This window comes from Rhodanobacter sp. MP1X3 (genome assembly GCF_014207165.1).
In the GTDB taxonomy this organism is placed as follows: domain Bacteria; phylum Pseudomonadota; class Gammaproteobacteria; order Xanthomonadales; family Rhodanobacteraceae; genus Rhodanobacter.
This window is the reverse complement of record NZ_JACHCO010000010.1, coordinates 84,599-106,038: the sequence shown is the minus strand read 5'-3', so window position 1 is coordinate 106,038 and position 21,440 is coordinate 84,599. Positions and strand designations below refer to the sequence as shown.

The 21,440-nt window shown below is 61.5% G+C and carries 18 protein-coding genes; 7 read left to right on the top strand and 11 right to left on the bottom strand.

Features of this window, described 5'->3' with window-relative positions:
* Positions 1-4: 4 nt before the first annotated feature.
* Positions 5-1,195, bottom strand: a complete 1,191-nt coding sequence (locus HDE79_RS20880) for a GGDEF domain-containing protein (RefSeq protein WP_184605026.1) — start codon at positions 1,193-1,195, stop codon at positions 5-7.
* A gap of 175 nt (positions 1,196-1,370) precedes the next feature.
* Between HDE79_RS20880 and HDE79_RS20875 the strand changes: the two genes are divergently transcribed.
* Positions 1,371-3,239, top strand: a complete 1,869-nt coding sequence (locus tag HDE79_RS20875; protein ID WP_184605024.1) for a 3'-5' exonuclease — start codon at positions 1,371-1,373, stop codon at positions 3,237-3,239.
* Between the two features lie 189 nt (positions 3,240-3,428).
* Positions 3,429-3,905: a peptide-methionine (R)-S-oxide reductase MsrB gene (gene msrB, locus HDE79_RS20870; RefSeq protein ID WP_184605022.1), complete on the top strand. Its 477-nt coding sequence runs from the start codon at positions 3,429-3,431 to the stop codon at positions 3,903-3,905.
* A 202-nt stretch (positions 3,906-4,107) separates the two neighbouring features.
* Here the strand turns inward: msrB and nadD are convergent, their stop codons facing one another.
* The 8 genes from nadD to HDE79_RS20830 form a co-directional block, all read right to left on the bottom strand.
* Positions 4,108-4,746 (bottom strand): nicotinate-nucleotide adenylyltransferase, encoded by a 639-nt coding sequence (gene nadD / locus HDE79_RS20865; RefSeq protein ID WP_184605020.1) that lies wholly within the window; start codon positions 4,744-4,746, stop codon positions 4,108-4,110.
* A complete protein-coding gene (gene holA, locus HDE79_RS20860; RefSeq protein WP_184605018.1) occupies positions 4,746-5,768 on the bottom strand; it encodes a DNA polymerase III subunit delta in 1,023 nt (340 codons plus the stop codon). The genes nadD and holA overlap by 1 nt, the downstream gene beginning before the upstream one ends.
* Positions 5,768-6,364: an LPS assembly lipoprotein LptE gene (gene lptE, locus HDE79_RS20855; RefSeq protein WP_184605016.1), complete on the bottom strand. Its 597-nt coding sequence runs from the start codon at positions 6,362-6,364 to the stop codon at positions 5,768-5,770. The genes holA and lptE overlap by 1 nt, the downstream gene beginning before the upstream one ends.
* Before the next feature lie 5 nt (positions 6,365-6,369).
* On the bottom strand, positions 6,370-9,192 hold the full coding sequence (leuS, locus tag HDE79_RS20850) for a leucine--tRNA ligase (protein WP_184605014.1): 2,823 nt from the start codon (positions 9,190-9,192) through the stop codon (positions 6,370-6,372).
* Positions 9,193-9,453: 261 nt separating this feature from the next.
* On the bottom strand, positions 9,454-10,095 hold the full coding sequence (locus tag HDE79_RS20845; protein ID WP_184605013.1) for a PqiC family protein: 642 nt from the start codon (positions 10,093-10,095) through the stop codon (positions 9,454-9,456).
* Complete coding sequence (locus tag HDE79_RS20840) at positions 10,092-11,795, bottom strand: MlaD family protein (protein ID WP_184605011.1); 1,704 nt, start codon at positions 11,793-11,795, stop codon at positions 10,092-10,094. The genes HDE79_RS20845 and HDE79_RS20840 overlap by 4 nt, the downstream gene beginning before the upstream one ends.
* Positions 11,788-12,435: a paraquat-inducible protein A gene (locus tag HDE79_RS20835; protein ID WP_184605009.1), complete on the bottom strand. Its 648-nt coding sequence runs from the start codon at positions 12,433-12,435 to the stop codon at positions 11,788-11,790. Before HDE79_RS20835 ends, HDE79_RS20840 begins: the two co-directional genes overlap by 8 nt.
* Positions 12,432-13,049 (bottom strand): paraquat-inducible protein A, encoded by a 618-nt coding sequence (locus HDE79_RS20830; RefSeq protein ID WP_184605008.1) that lies wholly within the window; start codon positions 13,047-13,049, stop codon positions 12,432-12,434. Before HDE79_RS20830 ends, HDE79_RS20835 begins: the two co-directional genes overlap by 4 nt.
* Positions 13,050-13,218: 169 nt before the next feature.
* On the opposite strand from HDE79_RS20830, the gene trxA reads away from it, so the two are divergent.
* Positions 13,219-14,088 (top strand): thioredoxin, encoded by an 870-nt coding sequence (trxA, locus tag HDE79_RS20825; RefSeq protein WP_184605006.1) that lies wholly within the window; start codon positions 13,219-13,221, stop codon positions 14,086-14,088.
* Positions 14,089-14,122: 34 nt separating this feature from the next.
* Positions 14,123-14,575 carry a DUF4442 domain-containing protein gene (locus HDE79_RS20820; RefSeq protein ID WP_184605004.1) on the top strand — a complete coding sequence of 151 codons (453 nt, stop codon included), beginning with the start codon at positions 14,123-14,125 and terminating at the stop codon, positions 14,573-14,575.
* A gap of 355 nt (positions 14,576-14,930) precedes the next feature.
* Here the strand turns inward: HDE79_RS20820 and HDE79_RS20815 are convergent, their stop codons facing one another.
* Both HDE79_RS20815 and HDE79_RS20810 read right to left on the bottom strand, forming a co-directional pair.
* Complete coding sequence (locus HDE79_RS20815) at positions 14,931-15,590, bottom strand: hypothetical protein (RefSeq protein ID WP_184605002.1); 660 nt, start codon at positions 15,588-15,590, stop codon at positions 14,931-14,933.
* A 2-nt stretch (positions 15,591-15,592) separates the two neighbouring features.
* On the bottom strand, positions 15,593-16,120 hold the full coding sequence (locus HDE79_RS20810; RefSeq protein WP_184605001.1) for a sigma-70 family RNA polymerase sigma factor: 528 nt from the start codon (positions 16,118-16,120) through the stop codon (positions 15,593-15,595).
* Between the two features lie 195 nt (positions 16,121-16,315).
* Here HDE79_RS20810 and HDE79_RS20805 point away from each other — a divergent pair, with 195 nt between their 5' ends.
* The 3 genes from HDE79_RS20805 (at position 16,316) to HDE79_RS20795 (ending at position 21,222) form a co-directional block, all read left to right on the top strand.
* Positions 16,316-16,993, top strand: a complete 678-nt coding sequence (locus HDE79_RS20805) for a DUF502 domain-containing protein (RefSeq protein ID WP_184604999.1) — start codon at positions 16,316-16,318, stop codon at positions 16,991-16,993.
* A 56-nt stretch (positions 16,994-17,049) separates the two neighbouring features.
* Positions 17,050-18,813, top strand: coding sequence for a M14 family metallopeptidase (locus HDE79_RS20800; protein WP_255488534.1), 1,764 nt, complete (start codon positions 17,050-17,052; stop codon positions 18,811-18,813).
* Between the two features lie 267 nt (positions 18,814-19,080).
* The gene (locus HDE79_RS20795) at positions 19,081-21,222 is read left to right on the top strand and encodes a M13 family metallopeptidase (protein ID WP_184604997.1); all 2,142 of its coding nucleotides are present in this window, start codon (positions 19,081-19,083) and stop codon (positions 21,220-21,222) included.
* Positions 21,223-21,440 lie beyond the last annotated feature (218 nt).

Sequence of the window (21,440 nt, the reverse complement as noted above, 5' to 3'; positions counted from 1 at the left end):
GCAGTCAGCTCAATGGCTCGGCGCTTTTTTCCGCCATCGCCGCTTCCACCCGATTACGGCCCGCCCGCTTGGCGGCATACAGTGCGGCGTCGGCCCGTTGCAGCAGTGTGTTGCCGTCGCGATCACTTGACGCCGCATTGGCTACGCCCACTGACACAGTCAGCATCACCGACTGGCCATCAATCGTCAACGGCGTCTTTTCGACCGTGGCACGGACGCGTTCGGCGAGCATCAGGGTTCCCGCAAGATCCGCCCCAGGCGACAACACCACAAACTCCTCGCCACCCACACGGCCTATCAAGTCAGACTCACGCAGGGTGGTACGGATACTCAATACCAGCGAACGCAAGACCTTGTCTCCGCCATTGTGGCCGAAGCGATCGTTGACGCTCTTGAAGTGGTCGGCGTCGAGCATCAGCACACCCAGTGGTTGGCGGTACCGGGACGAGTGGGCCAGCATCAGCGTCGTTGCTTCGTTGATCGCCAGCCGGTTGCTCACGCCAGTCAACGGGTCCAGACGCGCCAGCAGATGCAGTTCCTGCTGCAGGATTTCGTTATAAAGCAGCAGAAAACCGATACCGGCAAACAGCGGTTGCAGGCCGGAAAGCAGCACGTAGAGGAAATTGGTGTTGTTCGGCGCGGTGATGCCGTGCAACGGATAGTCGTTCAGCCACAGCTGGACGTTGCGCCATACCAACAACGCGGCCGCCATCGCAAACACGCTCAGCAGCACGAAGCGCGCGCGCGAACCGCGGCGCACCGTAATACCCACCAGCGCTTCGACGCTGAGCAGAATATTTATCGCAATGGCCAGCGAGCCCCAAAGCACCCGTGCCTGATAGTTTGGCTCGATCAGGCCAAACCAAGCCACGCCAAGCCAGCCGAACACACCCACTGCAAGCACCAGCCGACCGCGCAGGCTTTCGCCAAGCAGCATGCGCAGGGCAATCACACTCATGCCTTGCGCAAGCAGATTAAACGCATTGCCGCCCAACAGCAGCATCGTGGGCAGCAGATAAGCGTGCGCTGCCAGAGTCCCCCAGCCCAACGCCTCCACCGCCAGCGCCGCCGACCGGATGCGCAGGCTGCGGCGGACACGACCAGGCTCTCCGTAAGTCCCGGCCCAAAGCATCAGCGCCATAAACGCCGTCTGCAGAGCGCTTATCAGTGAGAGCGTTTCAATCTGAAACGGCATCAATCATTCCTTGGCCAAATCACCGCACGATGTTCAAGCGCCGCCCCTTGTACCACTACTACCGCCCCCCAAACCTGGCGGGTACTAAGATACGGGATCGGCGACACGTAAAGGTGAGCGTTGACACGCCGGCGCTTTTCGCTACTTTCGACGACAGACACTTTCTGGACGCAGGATGGCCACGCTTACTCCGACCCGCAATGGCTGTCTGCCCCGAATGACCGGCGGCGAAAAGCGCTTCTCCGAACGACTCGAAAGCAAGCTCGAAGACGATTACCTGCTGTGGTACGACGTACCGATCGGCCTGAAGCAGCGGCGCCCGGATTTCGTGGTATTCCATCCACGTCGCGGCATGCTGGTGCTGGAGGTCAAGGACTGGAAAGCCGAAACCATCCAGCACGCCGACAGCACCCAGTTCACCCTGATTACCGATCGCGGCCTGGTGAAGGAGGCCAACCCGCTGTTGCAGGCGCGTGCCTATGCGCTGGAAATCGGCGTGGTGCTGGAGCGCGACCCCGCATTGCGCCATCCGCCGAGCAGCCGCCATGCCGGCAAGCTGGTCATGCCGTGGGCCTACGGCGTGGTGCTGGCCAATATCGGCCGCAAGCAGTTCATTGACGGCGGTCTGGATGCGGTGATCCCCGCCCACCTGACGATCTGCCGCGACGAGATCTACGACACAGTCGACTCCGAGGCCTTTCAGGAACGGCTGTGGGCGATGTTTCCGCAGGTGTTTCCCACCGCCCTCACGCTACCGCAGATTGATCGCGTGCGCTGGCACCTGTTTCCGGAAATTCGGGTAGCGCCGGGCGAGGGGCAATTCGGCCTGTTCGACAACACCGGCACAATCACGCGACCGCTGGAGATTCCCGACCTGGTCAAGGTGATGGATGCGCAGCAGGAGCAACTGGCGCGCTCGCTAGGCGACGAACACCGGGTTATCCATGGCGTCGCCGGATCAGGCAAAACGATGATCCTGGGCTTTCGCGCAATGCAACTGGCACGCGAGCTGGCCAAGCCCATCCTGGTGCTCTGCTACAACAAGACGCTGGCCGCGCGGCTCGACCAGCTGATTGGCGAGCGCGGTCTCAGCGAAAAAGTACAGGTCTACAACTTCCACAAGTGGTGCCACAAGATGCTCACGGCCTACCACGTGGACCTGCCGGCCCAAGGCAGCAAGGATTTCTTTGCACAGATGGTGCAGAAGGTGATCGACGGCGTCGAGAAAGGCCAGATTCCACGCTTCCAGTACGGTGCTGTGCTGATCGACGAGGGCCATGATTTCGAGCCGGACTGGTACAAGCTGATCGTGCAGATGATCGACCCGAATACCAACTCGCTGCTGGTGCTGTACGACGATGCGCAGAACATCAATGGCCGCGCCGACCGCCGCAAATTCACCTGGAAAAGCCTCGGCGTGCAGGCGCAGGGCCGCACCACCATCCTCAAGCTCAACTATCGCAATACGCTGGAAATTCTCGCCGTCGCACGCGGCTTCGCCAGCGAACTGCTCGATGCACACGCCGGCGATGACGACGGCGTGCCGTTGATCGCACCGGAAAGCGCGGGCCGCCGCGGCGCCGTACCCGAACTGATCCGCGTCAATAGCGCCAGCGAAGAGATCACCACCCTGATCAGCCAGATCCTCGACGAACAGGCGCATGGCCGTCGCCTCGACGATATCGCCCTACTGTTTCGCCATAACAAGCAGGGCGAGCAGTGGCGTGATGCACTGGACCATGCCGGCATCAGCTGCCGGCTGGCCGATGACAAGGGCAAGGCCTTGCTGTTCCTGGTCAAGGATGCCGTTCGCATCGTCAGCATGAAATCCAGCAAGGGCCTGGAATTTCCCGTCGTGATCATTCCCGGCCTCGGCCAGATGCCCGCACCCGGCGAAGACGAATCTCACGAAGCACGCCTGCTCTATGTCGCCATGACCCGCGCTACCGAGCGGCTGCTGCTGATCCATCACGAGGACTCGGTTTTCAGCGCCCGGATTCGGGCCTCGATCAATGACGTCCGTGGACAGTTGAGTTCGATGTAGTCAGGTATTTGGGGAACGGAGAACTATCCGGGTTGCCCTAGCGGGAAACGGAGACATCGAAGCACAGGCTGGGTATCGTGCAGCTATGCATGGCCGGCTTTGTAAGCACATGGGTTGGATCGAGCGCAACGCATCCCAACATGGAAAGAGGCGACTTACGCCTTCGTCATCCTACGCCTGGGAGCTGCCATGACCACCTTTGACCTTACGCCGCCTACCGACGCACAGCGCAAGCAAATCACCGCCGGACTCGATCGCGACGAGAAGCGCGTGCTGCTGGAGCACGGCACCGAGGCGGCGTTCTGCGGGGTTTTTCTCGACAACAAGAAAGATGGCGTCTACACCTGCCGTTTCTGCGGCCTGCCGCTGTTCCGCTCCAGCGCCAAGTTCGATTCCGGCACCGGCTGGCCCAGCTTCTTCCAGCCGTATGACGATGCGCACATCACGCTGATCCGCGATACCAGCTACGGAATGATCCGTACCGAGGAAGTGTGCACCCGCTGCGGCAGCCATCTCGGCCACGTCTTCCCCGATGGCCCCAAACCTACCGGCGACCGCCACTGCCTCAACTCCATCTCGCTGAGCTTTACCGAGAACGGCCACGCACTACCGGATGTGCTTGAACGCGGAGCTCCCGAAGGTCAGCCCGCTTCCACCGAAGCTTGATCATGCCTTTTGCGTAGGTTGGGGTGAGCGCAAGCGGACCCCAACAGCAGTCGCTCGCCACGTTGGATTTATAAGCCGCCAGTGCGGCTCGCCCTTCGGGCCATTCGCTTGGCGAATGTTCGTTCCGGCACCCTGCCCCCACAGTCGCTTGCGCTCACGACCAACCTACGTTCAACCGTTCAACGCAAAATGCCGGCCGATCTCACGAACGATACGGCGCCAGCAGCTGCGCGTCATCAAACAAACCCGCGGGTAAGAGATAACGCGGATCGCGCCCCGCAGCGAGCAGTTCGCGGATACGGGTAGCGGAAATTTCCAACGGGGTGACGGTCAGCTCGATGACTTTGCCCGCCGGCGTGCCACGCCATTCACCGGTGGATTCCACACGCCGGTCGTTGATGAATTGAAGCAGAGCATCGGACAACGTGGCATCGATACCCGGCCGACTCAGTACACCGATGTGAGCGACATCAAAGATCTCCAGCCATCGATCCCAGCTGGGCAGTCCGGCGAAAGCATCGGCGCCAATCAGAAGCACCAGCGGGCGATCACCCTGTTCCGCGCGCAGTTCGATCAGCGTATCGATGGTGTAGGACGGTCCGCTGCGCTGCAGCTCTCGGCTATCGAGTGTCAACCGTGACTGGCCCTGTAGTGCGGCACTCAGCATCGCGACGCGTTGATCGGCGCTTGCTGTCGGTGGCGGGCGGTGCGGCGGCACGCTGGCCGGCATCAGATGCACGTCGGCGTCGAGCAACTCAGATGCTTCCCAGGCCACGCTGAGGTGACCGATATGCACGGGATCGAAGGTACCGCCAAAAATCGCGAGCGGCCGCGCTGCCATCAGGCCAGACTCTGCGCCAGCGCCGCAGCAGCGCGTGGTTCGGCGATGGCGGCGATCAGCCGCTCGGCTTCCTGCCACGGATTGCCGGCTTCGCGCCCCTTGGCCATGCGGTCGATGCGCGCGGCGCGAGCGAGACATTGCAGCCAGTGCTCGCGCGGCGCGCGGCGCAGGGCTTTGCGAAAGAGCTGTTCGCGCGCCTGCCACAGCCGCTCGGTCTTGGCCTGGGCCGCAAAATCGTTGGCGTTGGCCAGACGCAGCGCAAGCTGCAGCTGGTTGACCAGCCAGCCCATCAGGGCAATCAGCTCATCGCCCTCGGCGCGCAAGCCAGCAAGAATACGCAGCGCACGCGCGCCCTCACCGGCAAACGCCGCGTCGGTGAGTTTGAAAGCGTCGTAGCGGGCGCTGTCAGCGACCAGACTCTCCATCTCCCTGGCATCGATGCGGCCCTGTCCGTGCAATACGGCAAGTTTGTCGATTTCCTGCGCGGCGGCCAGCAGGTTGCCTTCGACGCGTTCGGCCAGCAGCGCGGCCGCGTCAGGCGTGGCGGACAGTCCGCGTGTAGCGAGCCGCGCGCTAATCCAGGCACCCCACTCGTTCGCGCGCGGCGCGTTGAATACCACCATGTTGCCGCTGGCATCGAGCTTCTTGCTCCACGCACCGTCGTGCTTGCTGCTCCACTCCATCGCGGTAATCAGCAAGGTCACATCGGGCGGTGGATCGGCGCAAAAGGCATTGATCGCTTTGGCGCCTTCTATGCCGGGCCGGCCGGTAGGCAGCCGCAGATCGATGAACAGCCGTGTGGAAAACAGCGACATGCCGGCGGCGGCACGAGCCAGATCGTCCCAGTCGAAATGCTGGCCGACCTCAAGTACTTCGCGTTCGGGGTAACCGAGTTTTTTTGCCCGTGCGCGCAGCGCATCGGCCGCTTCCAGCACCAGCAATTCTTCACCCGCCAGCAGATAGACGGAAGCCAGACTCTCGGCCGCCAACGCCTTCTGCCACTGGCCGGAGCTGAGCGGCATCAGTGCGTGCTGGAGGCTGCCGCAGGTGCTGCAGCGTTTGTCGCACTCGCGGCAGCAGCCTGCGCTGCCATCTGATGCTTGGTGACCGCCTGCAGGCGGAACAGGATCGCCTGCACCATGTCTTCGTTGAGGCTGCGCTGGATTTCCGTCACCTCCGAAGCATTACCAATGGTATTGGTCGCGTCATAACTGTATTCGCGCTGCATGCCGATGGTCTGCGGCGGTATGACCACGTCGCCAACCTCATCGATCACGCTGAACTGCACGTTGTAACGCACCGCGTACTCGGTGATGCGCGCATAGCCGCCGGCCGTCAACGTATCGGTCGAAAATGTGGCCACCGGCACGTTCAGCTCGGCGATGCCCGGGCCACTCTCATCCTTGACGTCAACACCGGCAACCTCTAGCGCCCGTGCCAGCATGCGCTGAAAATCGCCGGTACCGGCGGCGATGTGTACCTTCTGGATCGACGCCGGCAGCTTCACGTTTTCGCGCAGATGAAAACCGCAGGCCGCCAGCGCAACGGCGGAAACCAGAAGCAGCGAAACCTGAACGAGTGAAATCTGGAACGGACGGCCGATTTTCATGAAGCTCATGGATTTCATCCTGCGACGATGTTGACGATCTTGCCCGGTACCACGATGACCTTGCGCACGTTCAGACCTTCGAGAAAATGCATCACCTGCGGCTGCGCCCGCGCCATCGCCTCGGCTTCTTCCTTCGAGGCGCTGGTCGGCAGCTCGATGGTAGCGCGCAATTTGCCATTGATCTGAACGGCGAGCGTGAGCGTATCGCGAACCAGCGCCGCGGAGTCGGCCTGCGGCCAGCGCAGATCTTCCAGCACGGTCTGCGGATGGCCCAGCACCTGCCACAGCGCGTGGCTGATATGCGGCACCACCGGATTGAGCAGCAGCACCATCGCTTCCAGCGCCTCATGCCGCACGGCACGGCCCTGATCGCTCTGATCGCTGAACTTGTTCAGGGCGTTCAGCAGCTCCATCAGCGCGGCGATGGCGGTGTTGAACGCGTGGCGTCGACCGAAATCGTCGCTGACCTTCTGGATGGTTTCGTGCACCTGCCGACGCATGGCTTTCTGCCCCGCATCCAGCGCGCCCGGATCGACCACCGGATGATCGGGATTGGCCACGTGCGACGTCACTTCGCGCCATACACGCTTGAGAAAGCGTGACATGCCTTCGACACCGGCCTCGCTCCACTCCAGCGACTGCTCCGGCGGCGCAGCAAACATCGAGAACAGGCGCACGGTGTCGGCGCCGTACTTGCCGACCATGGTCTGCGGATCGATGCCGTTGTTCTTGGACTTGGACATCTTTTCGATGCCACCGATCTGCACCGGCTGACCGTCCGTTTTCAATCGGGCACCTATCACCCGTGCGCGCTCGTCGCGCTCGATCTCGACGTCGGCCGGATTGATCCAGTCCTTCGAGCCATCGGCGTTGTCGCGATAATAGGTTTCGGCAATCACCATGCCCTGGCACAGCAGATTGGTCGCCGGCTCATCGCTCAGCACCAGCCCCTCGTCGCGCATCAGCTTGTGATAGAAGCGGAAGTACAGCAGGTGCAGGATCGCGTGCTCGATACCGCCGATGTACTGGTCGACCGGCAACCAGTAATTGGCGCGCTGATCGACCTGCGTGCTGGCGCCGGGACTGGTGTAACGCGCGTAGTACCAGCTCGACTCCATGAAGGTGTCGAAGGTATCCGTTTCGCGCTCGGCCGCGCCGCCGCACTGCGGGCAAATGGTCTTGCGCCACTCCGGATCGGCCTTGATCGGCGACTGCACAGTACCGACTTTCGAATACGCGTCCGCCACGTCTTCCGGCAGGATCACCGGTAGCTGATCTTCGGGCACCGGCACGTCGCCGCAATGTTCGCAACGGATCACCGGAATCGGACAGCCCCAGTAACGCTGGCGACTGACGCCCCAGTCGCGCAGGCGGTAATTGACCCGACGTGAACCGGTACCGTCACGCTCGAAGCGCGTGGCCAGTGCATTCAGCGCCTGGCTGAAATCCATGCCGTCGTATTCGCCGGAATTGACCAGGATGCCGCGCGGGCCCCAGGCGGCTTCCTCAAGAATGCGACGCTCGAATTCCTCGACCACGCGCAGCGGCGCAGAGATGTCCTGCGCGTTCAGATCGCGGCCGCTCAATGCGGCCTGCATCGGATCGACACCAACGCCCAACGACAGATCGTGCTGAATTTCGCCCAGCGCATCGATCACCGACGCATCGACGATAACCATGCGGATCGGCAAACTGTATTTCTTGGCGAATTCCCAGTCGCGCTGATCGTGCCCCGGCACAGCCATCACCGCGCCGGTGCCGTAACCCATCAACACGAAATTGGCCACGTAGACTGGCAGCTCTTCGCCGCTGATCGGGTGGATCGCGCGCAGGCCGGTGTCCATGCCGCGCTTTTCCTGTGTCTCCAGCTCGGCTTCGGACACGCCACCCTGGCGCAGTTCGGCGATGAACGCCGCCAGCTGCGAATTGTTCTGCGCCGCATGCACGGCCAGCGCGTGTTCGGCCGCGATGGATACGAAGGTGACGCCCATCAGCGTGTCGGGGCGCGTGGTGAACACATCCAATGAGAGCTGATCCAGCGGCTCAACCGTCTGGCCATCCACGTCCTTCACCCCGAAGCGGATCTCCAGACCTTCGCTGCGGCCGATCCAGTTGCGCTGCATCGTCTTGACCGCGTCGGGCCAGCCCGGCAGCGTGTCCAGACCCTGCAGCAGTTCCTGCGCGTAATCCGTGATCTTGAGGAACCACTGCGGAATCTCGCGCTTCTCGACTAGCGCGCCGGTGCGCCAGCCGCGGCCGTCGATCACTTGCTCGTTGGCCAGCACGGTCTGGTCGACCGGGTCCCAGTTCACCACCGAATTCTTACGGTAAGCCAGGCCCTTTTTCATCAGCCGCACGAACATCCGCTGTTCGTGCACGTAATAGTCGGGGCGACAGGTGGCGAACTCGCGGGTCCAGTCGATCGCGTAGCCCATCGACTGCAGCTGGCTGCGCATGTGCTCGATGTTGGCGTAGGTCCACTTGGCTGGTGCGGTCTTGTTCTTGATCGCGGCGTTTTCGGCAGGCAGGCCAAATGCGTCCCAGCCCATCGGCTGCAGCACGTTCTTGCCCTGCATGCGCTGAAAGCGGCTGATCACGTCGCCGATGGTGTAATTGCGCACGTGGCCCATATGCAACGCACCGGACGGATACGGCAACATCGACAGGCAATAGAACTTCGGCTTGGAGGAATCCTCCTTCACCTCGTAAGCGTGCTGCTCGCCCCAGTACTGCTGCGCGGCGCTTTCTACGGCCGCAGCGGCGTAGCCCTGCTCCGGCAACTGGCCCGACTCGGCAGCTCCCTGTGACAGGGAGTTGGGGTCTTGAATGTCCTGCATGATTCCGGCGCCGTGGTGCGGTGAGCGCAAGCCGGCGGGAGCCGGCTGCGGTTAACGGATCAGACTAGCCCAGCGCGGCCCCGGCGCCAAGCCTTGACGAGTTCATGGACGTATAGGGATCTCTAAAAACCGTAACGAGCGAAGAGAATTTGCGCGTCGCCGGAGCGCAGGAACCGGAGCATACATGGGAGTATGTGAGGATTCCGAGCACCGCCGGCGCGCAAATTATCGAGCGCAGTAGGTTTTTAGAGGTTCCCTATTTCAAGAGCTGGGACACACCGGTGTTTGGCCGTTGCCCAGCGACTGCGCCGCCGCCGCGATCTGCGCGGCCAGCTGACTGATCGCGCGCTGATGGCCCTGGACCAGGGCATCGTAACCGGCGCCGACCGTCTCGCTAACGCGGCTGGTACACGACAGTGTGCCACCCTTTGCATTGGCGCCGCGCATCAACCGCACGCTCCAGGCACCATCGATCAGCGCATAGCTGCCGGGCTGCGAATCGAAGCGGCGCACGTCCAGCTTGATCCGCAGCAGCGGTTTGTCGTTGCTCGGCAATCCGCTGACATCCTGGCTATGCAGCTGGCGCGCAAGGTCGGCCGACAGCGCACTGCGGAGCTCGTCGCCAAGCGGCGCGATCCAGCGTTCGCCGTTGAGCAGCGCGACGCCCTGACTACCCTCGCGCACCACCAGCTGCGGTTGATCGACCTGCGCCGGCACGCTGACCGGCAGCAGCTCGAACGGCAACGAAGCCGTCGCCGGATTCGACGCAGCGTCGGCCGGATCAGTCGCCGGTGTGACGAGGGTGTAGTAATGCAGCGGCGCCGAAGCACAGGCCGCCAGCGTCAGCACAACGGCAAAGCCAAGCAGACGCTGGCCGGTACGAATAAGACCCGGACGAATCATGGCTTGCTCCCTTGCTGCGGTGGATTGGTAGGCGTGGGCGATGGAGTGGTCGACGGGGCTGGCTTCGCATCGGGGCGACGCCCGCGGATCAGCGCCTCGGGATGATCGCCCAGATAATCGACCAGCACACGCAATGAACGTGCCGTCCGCTGCACTTCTTCCAGCGTGTTGCCCAAATTCTGCTGCAACGGCGAATCGCCGGAGAGTGCGTCACCTGCTGTGTTAACGGTTTTCTGCACACCCTTCATGGTGGTGTCGAGCTCGGGCAGCGTCTTGCCGTTGACCTGTTTCAGTGTCGCGCTGAGCCCGGCCAGGGTCTGGTTGAGGTTGTTGCCGATCGCCTCAAACGGGATCTTGTCGATCTTGTCGACAATCTCGGCTGCCTGCTCCTGCAGCTTGTCGAAGCTGCCGGCTGCGGTCGGGATCATCAACGGCCGGGCATTCATGTCGAAAGCCACCTTGGGCGTGTTCTTTATGAAGTCCATCGAGATATAGAGTTGGCCGGTGAGCAGGTTACCGGTGCGCGCCTGCGCCCGCAGGCCGTGATCGACCAGTCGACTCATCATCTGCGTCATGTCCGGGTTGTCTCCCTGTGCCTTTGCCAGCGCCTGCAGCTTGTCGTACGCGCTGCCCAGGCGCTGCGGATAAACCACTGCGCCAACGATCAGCGGGAAGCTCTGCGTCTTCTCGTCGTAATCGAGGCGGACCGACACCACGTTGCCGATCTTCACGCCGAGGAATTCCACTGGCGCATTGACATCGAGCCCGCGCATGGATTTCTCGAAGCGCATGCGGATGTAGTGCGGCGTGCCATCGGGCGGTGCCATGGCGGTGCCCTGGTCGGCAAACAGCTGGAACTGGGCATCCTGGCCCGCAGGCGTGCTGTCGTGCGGGCCTGCGGGGTCTTGAAACGCCATGCCACCGGCGATCACGGTTGCCAGCGACTCGGTATTGAGTTTCAACCCATCAGCACCGAGCGAAACGTCCACACCGCTGGCATTCCAGAAGCGCGTGGAAGTCGTCACAAACTTGTCGTTAGGCCCATCGATAAATATCTGCATCGAGACGCCTTTGCCATCCCCATCCAGCCGATACGACACGACGCGACCGACCTGGATCCGCCGGTAATAAACCGGCGAACCGATATCCAGCGAGCCCAGATCATCGCTGTGCAGCACGAAGCTGCGACCAGGCGCGGAGTGGTTTACCGCTGGCGGTGTCTCCAGGCCCTGGAAGTCTTCCTGCGACGTCTGCGAATCGCCGACGTCGGCACCGATGAAAGCACCCGACAACAAGGTATCAATGCCGGACACGCCGCCGATGCCGATACGCGGCCGCACAACCCAGAAACGCGTGCCATCGGTGGCAAAGCTCTTGGCACTTTTCTCCAGTGCCACGCGAACCTTCACATGGGAACGGTCCTCGCTGAGGCTGATCTTGTCGACCTTGCCGATCACCACATTCTTGTATTTCACTGGCGTCTTGCCGGCGTCCAGGCCTTCGGCCGTCAGGAAGGTGATGGTGATCTCCGGACCGGCCTGCAGCAGGCTGTTGATGATCAATGAAATACCGATCACCGCCGCCAGCGCCGGCACCAGCCAGATCAGCGATGCGCTGAAGCGCCGGCGGCGCTTGACCACCGGACGCGGCAGCTCATCGCGTTCGGGTTTGCCCAGTTCGTTGCTGCTTTCGTCAGTCATCGCTATCTCTGCTATCCCATATCAGCCGGGGGTCGAAGCTCATCGAAGCCAGCATGGTCAATACCACGGTCAGGCCGAAAAAAATCACGCCAGGCAAAGGCTCGACCCGGCTCAACACGTTGAAACGCACCAGCGCCGACAGTAGCGCCACCACAAAAACGTCCAGCATCGACCAGTAGCCGATGAATTCCACCAGCCGGTACAACTTGGCCCGCTGCAGCTGCGCCCAGTCGGTGCGGCGCTGGCTGCTGATCAGCAGCGTGCCAAGCACCAGGAATTTCAGCATGGGCACCATGATGCTGGCGACAAAGACGATAACCGCAAGATCCCCCGAACCGTTGACCCACAGCTCCTTTACGCCGCTGAGGATGGTGTTGTCGTCCACGTCATTGAGGCTGGCCGTACGCATGATCGGCAGCAGGTTGGCTGGCACATACATCATGAAAGCCGCCAGCAGCAGCGCCCAGGTGCGCGTATAACTGGCCGGCTTGCGCCGATGCAGCGCAGAGCCGCAGCGCGGGCATTCCATACCGCCGTCATCGTCTGGCGCCTCACGACAAACCAGCCGGCAGACGTGGCAGCCGACCAATCCCAGATCCGCCGCACGTGGCAGCGCTTGCGCCTTTTCGGTTGCGCTCATACCGATTCCTTCATGCGCATATTCCACAGCTCACGCATATCGACCCGGGCAAAGATGGTGATCAACACCGTCAGCACGGCGTAAGCATAGATGCCCGGGTCCGCCATCACGTCGAAATAGACCTTGGCCTTGACGATCGCCACCAGCGCTCCAAGAACGAACACCTCGCTCATGGTCCAGGGTCCGATGTAATGCAAGGTCACCATGATCGGCACAAAACCCGGTGCGCAGCGATGCTGACGTGCGAACCACAGCAGCCAGCCGATCGACAGCATCTTCACCAGTGGAAAAAAGAACAGCGTGGCCGCTGCTATCACCGCGATGACCTGTGCCTGCTCCTGCCACATCGCAATAATCGCGCCCCACAGCGTGGTACTGCTTTGACGACCGTTGAGGCCGAGCGTGACGATCGGCCATAGGTTGGCCTGAATGAATACGACAAAAGCGGTCAGCACCAACGCCAGCATCGCGTTCGGATCGAGGCTGTGATAATGCTCCAGCGTCGCCCCGCAGCATGCGCACTTGCCCACTTCGCCATGCGTCATCGCGCGACGGCGGTGAACCGTATCGCACTCCTCGCAGATTTGCAGTGCTTCAGGTGACGTCGTGCTCATGCACTCGATGCTCTTGCCATGACTTGGACTTGGTGGACTGACTGATTCTCGCAAATCTGGCGCACTCGCGCTGAACCGCAAGCACCGCCCAACGGGCTTGATATGCTTGGCGCTGCCCCGATCTGACACTACTACCGACTGAACTGTATCCGCCGAGATGGAAATTCCCGTGACTGAAACTGCTGCCTCTTCCCATGTTTTCGATGTGGATCAGCAACGCTTCGAAGCCGAGGTGCTCCAGGCCTCCATGACCACGCCGGTGCTGGTGGATTTCTGGGCCACCTGGTGCGAGCCTTGCAAGACGCTCGGCCCAATGCTGGAAAAGCTCGCCGTGGAATACAACGGTGCGTTCCGGCTGGGCAAGGTCGACGTGGACACGCAACAGGAGTTGGCCGGGATGTTCGGCATCCGCAGCATCCCCACCGTGATGTTGGTGAAGGACGGTCAGGTGCTGGACGGCTTTGCCGGCGCGCTGCCCGAAGGTCAGCTGCGCGAATTCCTCTCACGCCACGTGCAGCCGCTTGAGGCCGCGCCGGAACCGGAGGGCGTCGATGACGCCGAACAGGAAACGCCCGAGCAGGCTCTTATCCGACTGCAGCAGTCCATCGCTGCCGAGCCCGACAAAGCCGAGTTGAAGCTCGAACTGGCGCTGGTGCTGATGCGCGCTGGCCAGGCCGACGCCGCCGAAACCGAGCTCACCGCCCTGCCGGCCAACCTGGCCATCGACCCACGTGCACAACGCCTGCGCAGTCAGCTCGATCTGGCACGCGCACTGGAAGGAGCGCCAACGATGGCGGAACTGCGCCAGCGCATCGCCACCGATGCCAGCGACTGGGCCGCGCACGATCTGCTCGGCGTTCGTCTGCTGCTGGAAGATGATCCGGAAGCAGGGCTCGACGAATTTCTGATCGTCCTCAAGGGGGCACGCGAGTGGAACGACCATCAGACCAAGAAACGTCTGATCGCCGCATTCACCATACTCGACGATGCCGAGCTGGTCAGCCGCTATCGTCGCAAGATGGCCTCGATGCTGTTTTGATGGCGGTCCACGATGATCTGCCTGGAACGGCCCGATGAAAGCATCCACCTTCCGCCGCGTGCTCAACCTGTGGCCGCCGTTCCTCTTCAACAGCATCCGCGTGCAGAGCATCAGCGCTGACTACAGCGAGGCTAAGGTCGTGCTGCGGCTACGCCCGTGGAACCGCAACTACGTGCGCAGCCAGTTCGGCGGCAATTTGTTTGCCATGACCGACCCGTTCTGGATGCTGCTGGTGATGCACCAGCTCGGCAACGACTACTTCGTCTGGGATAAGGCTGGCGCGATCGACTTCGTCGCACCGGGTCGTGAAGATGTGTATGCGCACTTCAAGCTCGATCCGGCTGTGGTCGACCAGCTGCGCGCCGAAGCCGCCGACGGCAGCAAGGTGCTGCACTGGTTCGAGACCGATGTCGTTACCGCGTCAGGCGAGGTGATCGCTCGTGTACGCAAGCAGGTGTACGTGCGGCTGAAGCCGAAGGCGCGTTGACCGGTCCTACAGTATCCGTGAAACCGCAGGCACACGGCGCAACATCGCAGCAATGCCCCAACTCAATCCAACCGCCCCGGCCCAGACAAGCACAATCTTCGCAATCGTAGGGAGATGCGTCTGAAGCAAAGCGTATTGCATCCAGATCACGCCTATAAGGAAGGCTCTCAGGTAGCCCAGCGATATGTTCCGTTGCGCAGCGGGTTGCGCAACCGCGACGGTTGCAGAGTAGTAAGTCATGGTGGTCTCGAAGCGAAATCCGGACAGCAGGATTCACCGGCCGTACGCCAGATCGCGCGGTGATTGAGGGATGCAAGTACGTATCGCGAGGCGGTCAACAGAAACCCTGTTGCAACTATTCCTGTTCGAAGCGTGCAATGTTCTCCGCTGCGGCCTGCGCGCGGCGGATGCTGCTACCGACATTGCCATTGTCCAGCGCCTTCCTGATGCGCTCGCGACCGGGCCGGCGAGACCAGTGCACCACGCCGTAAACGGCTGCCAGACAAACGAACCCGCTGGCGATAAAAATCCAGACGACCGATGGCGCGTTCATCCACACATCGGCACCCGCCATTCGAAATAGCACTAGTACGGCGGGTATCCATATAAAGCAGCCACTGACAGCAAAAACCGGGGCCTCGATGGACATCCTCCACGCTCGCAATTCGCCCAAACGTCGCTGAATTTCTACCACCGGCGCGTCATAGTCGATGCGATTGATGAGGTGGAGATTGCGTGCCGCAAAAACCACCAGCAGTAATCCGTAGGCATGCACCAGCAAACCGCAAAACATCAGGTGCCCGCTGTCACGATGGGCAACCCAGAAAGACGCAAAAAGTATCATCACCCAGACACCTACCGCGATTTGCATCATCTGACCGAGGATCAGCGGCCGTAGCCCTCGCCGAGTCTTGTCCAGCATGCTCTCGCGAAACAGTTGAAGGTTAAGCGCATGCTGCTGTCCAAGCCTGCGATCAAGCGCCTGCCAAGTCGATTTCATCTCGTCGAGTTCCATGGTCATGCTCCAGTGATTGCCGCGCCGGCCATCTGTCCGCGCAACTTGTGTTTGATGCGATTGATCTTGGTCGCCACGTTGGTTTCGCTGATGCCGAGTACGTCGGCGATCTCGTCGTAGCTGCGGTCTTCGAGATACAGCAAGATCAGCGCACGGTTGAGTTCATCGAGCTGGCCGATAAAGGCATACAGCGCGGTCAAGCGTTCGTCCGGTTCCGCGATCGATTCACCACCGCCGACCGTTTCCAGATGGCGCGCCTCCAGCGGTTCGAAACGTTCGCCTTCGGACCAACGCTCGCGCCGCGCCTGCGAAATGGCCACATTCAACGCGATGCGATACATCCAGGTGGAGAACTTCGCCCGCGCTTCGTCGTAGCTACCGAAAGAGCGCCACAGCTGCGTACTGATCTCCTGCATCAGATCATCGCGATCGGCCACGCTGCGGCTGTAAAGCGCTGCCACCTTGAATACGATGCCGCGATGCTGTTGCAGCAGGGATTCAAAGCGTTGCTGGTGGTGTCTGGCGGTCATCGACGCGGATATTCCCCAAGGTTCCATCCATGATTCGCGAGAGCGCAAAAAAAATCACAGCGCACGGCAGGAATTCTGACGCGACCTGCGACCCGCGGCGCTATTCATGACGTTGATTGAATCGAAAACACGTGGCCGGTGCCGGACGCGTACCTCCCTTACAATGCCAGTCTCGTCCTCTAACCGAATCCTTCGATGCCCCCTCTGCGCGTCAAACGTTACCTGCTGACCGGCCTGCTTACCTTTATCCCGCTATGGGTGACCTGGCTGGTGTTCAAGTTTGTGTTGAGCCTTTTGGCCGGCATCGGCGCACCGATGGTCAGCGCCTTGCTCGGCGCGCTGGCGCTGGTGGCGCCGAAAGCCGCGACCGCGCTCAACGCCGAGTGGCTGGTGTTCATCGTCGCGTTGCTGATCACGCTGGGCGCGCTTTACCTGCTGGGCTTTGTGGCCAACCGGGTGATTGGCCAGCGCTTCATCAACGCCTTCGACGGACTGCTGGCACGAATCCCGGTCGTGCAGACGATTTACGGCGGCACCAAGAAACTGATGGCGGTACTGCAGAACAAACCTTCCGGCGTGCAGCGCGTGGTACTGGTGGAGTTTCCCCGCCGCGGCATGAAGGTGGTCGGCTTCGTTACCCGGGTGATGGCCGAGGACGGCAGCGGTCGTGAAATGGCCTCGGTCTTTATCCCGACCACGCCCAACCCCACCGGCGGCTATCTGGTGGTGGTGCCATTGGACGAGCTGACGCCGACCGACTGGACGATGGATCAGGCGATGGCTTTCATCATTTCCGGCGGTGCCGTAGCCCCGGAGACCCTGCCTGCGTCACCAGCCACGTTGCCGCATGACGATGCACGTGAGTACCCATGATGTCGCGCTTGCCTGCACGTCTGATGCTGCTATCCATTCTGTTGGGAATCGTCACCATGACCACGCACGCCACGGGTACAAATGCGGGCGACTGGACCACGCCGGCCGAAGCCGCCAAGTTCCACACGACGCCGAGCTACGCCGACACGCTAGCCTACCTGCAGCGCCTGCAGCAGGCAGCGCCAGGCGTGATCCGTCTACAGACCTTTGGCACCACGCCGGAAGGTCGACCGATGACGGTGGTGATCGCCAGCGGCGACGGCACGTTTGATCCCGCTGCCGCGCGCAAGGCCGACAAGCCGGTGGTACTGCTGCAGGCTGGCATCCATCCCGGCGAGATCGAGGGCAAGGATGCGGGCCTGATGCTGCTGCGCGATATCGCGATCGCGCACAAGTACCCGCACCTGCTCGATCATCTGGTGCTCGTCTATATCCCGGTATTCAGCGTGGACGGCCATGAGAATTCGACGCCGTATAACCGCATCAACCAGAACGGCCCGGCGAGCATGGGCTTTCGAGGCCAGTCGCAGTATCTCAACCTCAACCGCGATTACGTCAAGGCCGACGCACCGGAAATGCTGGCTTGGCTGAAACTGTGGCAGACATGGCTGCCTGATTTCCTGATCGATGTGCACACTACCGACGGTGCCGATTATCAGTACGACCTGACCTGGTACACCGAAGATCCTCACAAGCTCGACCCCGCGGTGAGCGCGTGGCAGCACGATGCCATTGTCGATCACGCCATGCCTGCGTACGAGAAGCGCGGTCACCTCGCCTCGATCTATCTGGAGTTCAAGGACGGCCGCGATCCGCGCAAGGGCATCACCAACTTCGGTTCGGGTCCGCGCTTTTCAACCGGCTACGCAGCGCTGCAGAACCGCCCTGCGCTACTGATCGAAACCCACATGCTCAAGCCTTACGGCAACCGCGTGCAGGCAACCATTGACCTGGTCGAACTGATGCTGGAGCAGATCAACCAGCACCCCTCCGCGCTCTTGGCCGCGACGGCAAAAGCGGATGCGAATGTCGTGGTGCGTGCGCACGAGGCGCAAGCCAGCGTGCCGCTGACTTTCAAGCCTGACCCGCAGCCCACGCCGTTCGAGCTGAAGGGTTACGCGTTCAGCATCATGCATAGCGACATCTCTAACAGCAACTGGATCCAGTACGACCCGACCCAGCCAAAAACGTATGCCATCGAGAACTGGAACAGCCTGTTACCCGATCTTTCGATTACGCCGCCGGCCGCCTATGCGATACCCGCACAGTGGACCGCGATCATCGACAAGCTCGACGCGCACGGCATCCGCTATCAGCGCCTCGATCATGCGCTGACGATCCACGCCGAGAGCTATCAGCTTGATCATCCGAAGTGGGCGGACAAGCCGTTCGAAGGGCATTTGATGCTGCGCGATTTCTCTCTGCGCACCGTAGCCCGCGACGTGACGCTGCCAGTTGGCTCAGTCATCGTGCCGCTGGACCAGCGCGCTGCCAACGTGGCGATCAACCTGCTCGAACCGCAGGCACCGGATTCGCTGCTGCATTGGGGATTTCTCAACGCGATCTTCGAAACCAAGGAATATGGCGAGTCGCGAGTGGTCGAAAAACTGGCGCGCGAGATGCTTGCAAAAGATCCGGCGCTGAAGACCGAGTTCGAGAAAAAGCTGCACGACGATCCAGCCTTTGCAGCCGACTCCGCGGCGCGTCTGGAATTCTTCTTCGAACGCTCACCATGGTACGCCGTGCAGTACGTCGGCGCGTATCCGGTAATACGGCTTGATCCAGGTCAGAGGGCAAAACTCGCTGCCAGCCCGCACTGACTCCGAGCATGCGAATGGCAACACCAGGTATTAAAGACCCCAAAAATGACAGGGGCTAACAGCCGGGTGGCCGAAGCGTAAAAAGCACCAATGTGTGCCGCTTTTGATAGGTAGGGGACCACCCCTGACCTTTGACACTGTCTCGTCCATGACGTTTAGCCTAGCGTCGGCAGGTACGGCTGCGTTTTGCGAGGCATCAGGCAACCCGCCGCCAGTGAATCACCACGCTATTCGCCCAACGGGCGACATCACTACAGAGGGAAATCCATGACGAAGCAGTACTTGAAGCCCCTGGCTCTGGCCGTAAGCCTCGCCCTGTCACTCAGCGCCTGCGGCAAGAGCGACGAACAGGCCGCCGCGCCCGCCCCTGCTCCGGCGGCTACCGCACCAGCACCGAGTGCCAGCGCCGCGCCGGCTGCGGCCGCAACCACGGCAGTCGCCAGCATCTTCGACGTCAGTGAGCTCGATCCAAGCCTCAAGGCCTGCGCGGACTTCAACGGCTTCGTCAACGCCAAATGGATCGCGGCCAACCCGATTCCTGCCGACCAGAGCAGCTGGGGCGCGTTCAATATGCTCAATGAGAAGAGCCTGAAAACCCAGCACGACATCGTCGATGACGCCAGCAAGAACGCCGATTCTGCCAAGGCCGGCTCGATCGAACAGAAGATCGGCTGGCTGTACCACTCCGGCATGGACGAGGCGACCATCGAGAAGAACGGCTTCGATCCGGTCAAGCCGAAGCTCGATGCCATTGCCGCCCTCAAGAATGGTACCGATGTGGCGGACTTCATCACCAAGAGCTACGCCGATGGCGATATGCAGGTGTTCCAGTTCGGTTCCGGCGGCGACTTCAAGCACGCCGACATGCAGATCGGCTTCGCCAACGAAGCCGGCCTGGGCCTGCCGACCAAGGACTATTACACCAAGCCGGAATACAAGGACATCCGCGACGCCTACGTCGCCTATATCGCCAAGACGCTTGAGCTGACCGGCGTGTCCGAAGCCGACGCCAAGAAGCAGGCGGATGACGTGCTGAAGTTCGAAACCGCGCTGGCCGCGGCCTCGCTGTCGCCGGTGGAAGAGCGCGACATCAAGAACGAGTACCACTTCGTCAGCGTCAAGGAAGCCGACAAGGTCACGCCACACTTCAGCTGGGCAAAATTCTTCGACGCCCAGGGCCTGAAGATCGACAACGGCTTCTCGCTATCGCAGCCGAAGTTCTTCGCCCAGTTCGACAAGATGCTGGCCAGCACGCCGATCGATCAGTGGCAGGCCTATCTGCGCTTCCACGCGATCGACGATGCCTCGCCGTACCTGAGCAAGAATTTCCAGGACAACAAGTTTGCCTTCTACGGCACCACCCTGGCCGGTCAGCCGCAGCAAAAGCCGCAGTGGAAGCGCGTGCTGGGCGCCGTCAACGCCAGCATGGGCGAAGCCCTGGGCCAGCTGTATGTCGCCAAGGAGTTCACCCCGGAAGCCAAGCAGCGCGCCGAGGAGCTGGTGACCAACATACGCAACGCACTGAAGGCACGCATCGAGAACCTCGACTGGATGAGCGCCGACACCAAGGCCAAGGCGATCGACAAATGGAACAAGTTCCTGCCAAAGATTGGCTACCCCGACAAGTGGCGTGACTGGTCTGGCCTGGATATCAAGCCGGACAACTACTACGCCAATATTCTGGCCGCCGGCAAGTTCAACTACGACTACGATATCGGCCACATCGGCAAGCCGACCGACCGCAAGGAATGGGGCATGACCCCGCAGACGGTCAACGCGTATTACAACCCGAGCGACAACACGATCAACTTCCCGGCCGCGATCCTGCAGCCGCCGTTCTTCGATGCCAAGGCCGACGATGCGATCAACTACGGCGGCATCGGTGCCGTGATCGGTCACGAATCCAGCCACGGTTTTGACGACCAGGGTGCTCAGTTCGATGGCGATGGCAATCAGAAAGACTGGTGGACCAAGGATGACAAGGCCAAGTTCGAGGCACGCACCGACAAACTGGTCAAGCAGTTCGATGACTATGCGCCGCTCAAGGACAAGCCGGACCTGCACGTCAACGGCAAGCTGACTTTGGGTGAGAACATCGCCGATCTGGGCGGCCTCAACGTCGCCTATGACGCCTTGCAGACGGTGTTGAAAGCCAACCCGACCGAGGCAAGCCAGAAGATCGACGGCTATACCGAAGACCAGCGCTTCTTCCTCAACTGGGCCCGCGTCTGGCGCGGCAACATGCGCGAGAAAACCTCGATCCTGCGCATCAACACCGACCCGCATGCACCGATGGGGCTGCGCGCGATGGGTGCACCGTCAAACATGCCGGCATTCGCTGCGGCGTTCGAGTGCAAGGCCGGCGACACGATGGTGCGTCCGCCAGAGACTCAGGTAAAGATCTGGTAATACCTGAATCAATGGTCGCTTGAGGTAAGCAGCGTGAAATCGAAGGCCCCGCACGGAAATGCGGGGCCTTTTTGCTGGGTCTTGAATGGAATGCCCTGTAACCCCTAACTGCGCCAGCGGCGCATTTGTCCGGATGGCGGCAAGAGTCCAAAGCTCGCGGCAGGAAATCGCAAGGCGCTCCATTCAACGGCCTGTCGTGTGCGGGCATTTCAATCAGC